Annotated in this window: 5 protein-coding genes; 3 read left to right on the top strand and 2 right to left on the bottom strand. The window is 44.6% G+C overall.

Features of this window, described 5'->3' with window-relative positions:
* Together A3761_RS27815 and A3761_RS16750 are read left to right on the top strand one after the other, a co-directional pair.
* Positions 1–1,160 (top strand): hypothetical protein (locus A3761_RS27815; protein WP_197473081.1); only part of this gene is annotated, 1,160 nt, incomplete at its 5' end.
* A 90-nt stretch (positions 1,161–1,250) separates the two neighbouring features.
* Complete coding sequence (locus A3761_RS16750; protein ID WP_197470141.1) at positions 1,251–2,306, top strand: TIGR02281 family clan AA aspartic protease; 1,056 nt, start codon at positions 1,251–1,253, stop codon at positions 2,304–2,306.
* Positions 2,307–2,315: 9 nt separating this feature from the next.
* Here A3761_RS16750 and A3761_RS16745 read toward each other — a convergent pair whose 3' ends face one another.
* On the bottom strand, positions 2,316–2,642 hold the full coding sequence (locus tag A3761_RS16745; RefSeq protein WP_068554914.1) for a hypothetical protein: 327 nt from the start codon (positions 2,640–2,642) through the stop codon (positions 2,316–2,318).
* A 182-nt stretch (positions 2,643–2,824) separates the two neighbouring features.
* Between A3761_RS16745 and murJ the strand changes: the two genes are divergently transcribed.
* A complete protein-coding gene (gene murJ, locus A3761_RS16740; protein WP_082865483.1) occupies positions 2,825–4,432 on the top strand; it encodes a murein biosynthesis integral membrane protein MurJ in 1,608 nt (535 codons plus the stop codon).
* A 32-nt stretch (positions 4,433–4,464) separates the two neighbouring features.
* Here the strand turns inward: murJ and A3761_RS16735 are convergent.
* Positions 4,465–4,837: superoxide dismutase (locus A3761_RS16735; RefSeq protein WP_304439621.1), on the bottom strand; the 373-nt coding region annotated here is incomplete at its 5' end.

Genomic DNA, 4,837 nt, shown 5'->3' with positions numbered 1-4,837 from the left:
CTCATGATGTCACGGCTTCTTCCTGGCAGTTTATAACGGATTGTGATGCCGATCTCGGCTGTCAGTTGGAGCAGGATGTTGCAGACTTGTGTGAGACTCAAGAAGAACATGATGTGAGCCAGTCTGGCAGAAATATTTGTTCTGCCGAGTTTTTTGAGCACTTGGGGGAGTTGAATAATACAGAGAACGATGCCCAGTTCGTTGGTTATATGCAGTACTTGGCAGATTCCTTGAATAAGTATGAAGTGAGTATTTTTGAAGACAGCTTGTTGTTATCTGCATCAATGCTCGAAAAAGATCTGATTGTTCGTTATTTTTATAAGCAGTCTTTGTCAGCGCCAAAATCAGTACGTGAGCATGTTATGTTTGGTGCTGAATCAGATCTATATGCTCTGGAGCACTTTGTTGAAAATAACAACGTATATATCAGTGCTTTGATTCCAGGAGCGGTGAGAAGTAATGAGTGTTATAAAAACTACCTTCGTGTTGAGTGTGACCTGGGTTCCCAAGAAGGTGGTGGGAGTGACCGATGTACGGGGGCTGATCTGGCAGAGGGTACGTGTTTCTCTTCTTTTACCGAATTTGAATCTACAGCACTGTTTTGCACTCCTAATCAGGTATTAACTAGAGTATGTGCTGATGCTAGTCTTGACTCAGGCTCAATTCGTACTGAGGCAAGCGATGAAGATGGTAAATGGGTGCGCATGCTTGACCTGAGTGGTGACGAGGCTGATAGGCAGACAGTATATCTATTGACGTCCTCGCATCAGGAAGCGCTTGATGAACAGGTTCTTGATGAAGGACGCTTGCTGACACCTACCTTGTATGAAATTGACGATAACGATGGCTCTCTTGGCTCAGAGCTTGGCGTATTGAATGATGTTGTTGAGACGGTTATTGGCGGAGTGCTTTATCAGAAAGCGAGTGGCGCTGAACCGTTGTTTGAGGGCTTGCTGGATGTCCTTTCTTATGACGTGTCTGTCTCGGAGGAAGAGGGTGCTTCAGGTCAGGAATTACTTAGTCGTCATTCCAAGTATGCTATTGTTAATACCTTGAGTGATGATAATAGTGCTGTTTCGGTACGTCAGACTCCAAGGTTGGCGGAAACAGTCTTTAAACGATTTGACACTGCGCCAAAGTCAACGGGTTCATCTGAATAGACAAAGAAAAATATTTCAAGTTCAGAATAGGTAGTCCGCGTCTTCATGAGTGGTGTAGTGAGCTATCACTGGTCTGAAAGGGGGCTTATCTTGAATAGAACGTCAGGCTACTTATTAGCGCTCTGTGCTGGAGTATCTTTGGGTTGGCTAGCGCAGCAGTTCTGGTTTGCTGGTCTCGATCAGCAAGTTTCCAGCTCTCAGAGAGATTTGCTTCGAAATGAGCAGCGCCTAAAAAACTTGCGCTCAAAGGAGCAGAATTTAAAGAAACCGGCTAGCCTGGATTCTGTTGACAGTACTTCTACAAAAACCGAAATGACCGATATCGAGCTTCTTGCCGATCAGCTTGAGAATAAGGCTCAGCTATCCGAGACTGACTTTCAGGTCATTTTTAGTGTTGCCAAGCAAAAACTTGCTCAAGGTAATGTTCAGGACGCAATAGTCTACTTGTACGATTTGCGTCTACTGGTGGACTCTCAGTTTGAAGATGCCTACCTGAATGGTGTTCAAGACTTTGTGCAACATCTGGAGCAAACGCTGGAGAAAGCTGGTGAGCATGATTTATTAATTGCGAGCTTTAGGCAGTTGGTGAGTTTTCAGCCAGAGTATACCCCCTATTATTTATCCCTGGCTCACTGGCTAATTGTCTCTGAGGAGTGGGATGAGGCTGAACTAAGCCTTGTGTCAGCAAGGCATGACCTTAAATATGGCGAGGAGGTTCAGCTATTGGAAAATACCATTGCTGAACTTAGAGACCGTTCTAGTCAGTATATCGTTCCCTTGCAAACTATTGGTGAGCACTATTTGCTTGAGCTGCTTGTTAATGACGAGCACAGTTTGTCGCTAATGATTGATACGGGTGCTTCAATGACTGTCGTGAAGACAGAGTTTGTTCAAGAATATTTGCCTAGCCTTTTAGATGAGGCAGATGAGCTGCTGCTCAAGACCGCCAATGGCTCCGTCAAAGGGAGCAAAGTGCAGGTGGGTCAAGTCTCGCTTGGAGGATTATCAATGGGGGATGTTACTTTGGGAGTTTTGCCCTTATCTGACTTTACTTATGATGGGCTTTTGGGGATGGATATTCTCAAGCGTTTTGAGTTTAAAATTGACCAAGAAAATCAACAGCTGGTGCTGAATCCCCAGCTGTAAGTGTGTCGCTTAATTAGTCTTTAGATCTAGATAGCCCTTCTGAATTGATGTCTCAAAAGCTTTTGCTCCTTCAGCAAGCTCTTCAAAGCGAAGGCGCAGGGTTTTGAGTTTTTTTAATTCCTCGGCACTCGGTGAGTCATCAAGATCATCATATTTTTTTCCTAGTTCATACATGAACTTTAAATAAGCTGCCCGGGTCTGGGCCACGATATTGACGATGGGTTTTAAATCGCTGGTAGAAAGTGCCTCGATTTCAGGATTAATAATCTCCCTATTCGACTTCCGATACAGCTGCTCGTAGTGCAGCATCAATCGATTAATATCTTGTTCGTCCATTGTCTTAGTCCTGTGTAATATAAACGAGTGATTGGCTAATTTATTAAGCATAGAAGGAAAATACTCGGATTCAACTTTTATCCATGCTTTGAAAAGAGAAATGTTTCTGGGCAGGGCGTCTTTGCTTTTGATATCAAGCCAAGTATGCTTCGCGCTGATACTGAATAGGTTTACGAGTGCATATGGAAAACGAGAATAAAACAAATGCTCCAAAGGAGGGGGTGTCGAGCAATATTAAAGCAAAGCAGGCAAGTGGTTTGCTTCGCTCAAGCGGTATTGTTGGAGTAATGACTATGTTGTCCCGGGTCTTCGGCTTGGTGCGGGATGTTGTCGTAGCAAACCTGTTTGGTGCTTCGGCGGGGGCAGATGCCTTTTTTGTAGCCTTTAAAATTCCAAATTTCTTTCGGCGTCTATTTGCAGAAGGTGCTTTTTCCCAGGCCTTTGTCCCAGTGTTATCTGAATACCGTAGTCAGCGCACTGAGCGAGAGGTCAGGCAGTTGGTTAACTCGGTTGCAGGTGTGTTGGGGCTGGTATTACTACTTATTACGGCTTTAGCGGTCATGGGCGCTCCATGGCTAACGGCTTTGTTTGCTCCGGGTTTTCTTGAGGATACAGAAAAATATAACCTTGCCAGCGATATGTTGAGGATAACCTTTCCCTATTTGCTGTTGATCTCTTTGACCGCTTTTGCTGGTTCAATATTGAATAGCTATGGTTACTTTGCGATACCCGCTTTTACACCTGTTTTGCTTAACTTGGTGCTCATATCAGCGGCGCTTTGGTTAACGCCGTTATTTACAGAGCCAGTCATGGGCTTGGCATGGGGGGTCTTTATTGCAGGCCTGATACAGCTGTTTTTTCAGTTTCCCTTCTTGATAAAAATGGGCTTGATGCCTCGGCCACGCCTGGATTATCGTCATGAAGGTGTTCGACGTATTTTTATACTGATGGTTCCAGCACTATTTGGTGTTTCTGTAAGCCAGATTAATCTGTTGCTCGATACAGTGTTAGCGTCATTTCTACAAACAGGAAGCGTTTCTTGGCTTTATTATTCGGATCGTTTAGCTGAGTTGCCTTTGGGGATTTTCGGTATTGCCATTGCGACAGTGATTTTACCTAGTTTGTCTCGAAAGCATAGCAGTCAGTCTCACAAAGCTTTTTCTGACACGCTGGACTGGGCTATACGGATAGTTCTGTTGATGGGCGTTCCGGCAGCTGTTGCTTTGATTGTTCTTGCTGAACCTTTGGTGACGTCGCTATTTTATTACGGTGCATTAGAACAACGCGATGTCTATATGTCGGCAATGAGCTTACGTGCCTATGCCTTAGGGCTCTTGGCATTTATGTTGATTAAGGTCTTGGCTCCCGGGTACTTTTCAAGACAAGATATGAAGACGCCTGTAAAGATTGGCATATGGGCGATGTGTGCCAACATGGTTTTCAATTTGATTCTGATCTGGCCTTTGCAACATACAGGTTTGGCATTAGCGACAGCGCTTTCGTCTTGGATGAATGCTTTGTGGCTTTTGAGTGGCTTAGTGAAGCGTGATGTTTATCATAGAAGCGAAGGTTGGGCTTTATTTGTGCTGCGGATAGTTGTTGCTGTTGTTGCGATGGTGTTGGCGGTTTCCTGGATGAATGTTGAAACCGAAATTTGGTTTGATATGAGTGTTTGGGAGCGAATAACTAAGTTGCTAGCTTTGGTTGTCGTCGGAATCGTTTCTTATTTTATCGTTTTGCTATTAAGTGGGATGAAGCTAAGAGCTTTGGTTAAAGGCTTGGGAGATTGAACCTCCTTAGTCACTAAGGAGGTTCAGAAGAATTATGCTGCTAGGTTTGCTGCAACAAATTCCCAGTTAACCAGCTTCCAGAACGCTGTCAGGTAGTTCGGACGAACATTACGGAAGTCGATGTAGTAAGCGTGTTCCCATAGGTCAACAGTTAGCAAGGCAGTCTGGCCTTCAGTCATCGGCGTTCCAGCGTTGCTAGTGTTAACAATTTCCAAAGAACCATCTGCATTCTTAACTAACCAAGTCCAGCTAGAGCCAAAGTTGTTAACAGCTTTGTCGTTGAACTGAGCTTGGAAGTCAGCGAAAGATCCAAATGCTGCATTGATAGCCTCGGCTACTGCGCCAGTTGGCTCGCCGCCGCCATTTGGGCTTAGGCAATTCCAGTAGAAAGTGTGGTTCCAGATC

This window comes from Oleiphilus sp. HI0123 (assembly GCF_001635315.1).
The sequence above is the reverse complement of the archived record's forward strand: the minus strand, read 5'-3'. Positions and strand labels throughout refer to the sequence as shown.

Coding starts and splice junctions, on each gene's coding strand:
- A3761_RS16745 (WP_068554914.1), bottom strand. CDS start 2,642: ATGGACGAACAAGATATTAATCGATTGATGCTGCACTACGAGCAGCTG.
- murJ (WP_082865483.1), top strand. CDS start 2,825: ATGGAAAACGAGAATAAAACAAATGCTCCAAAGGAGGGGGTGTCGAGC.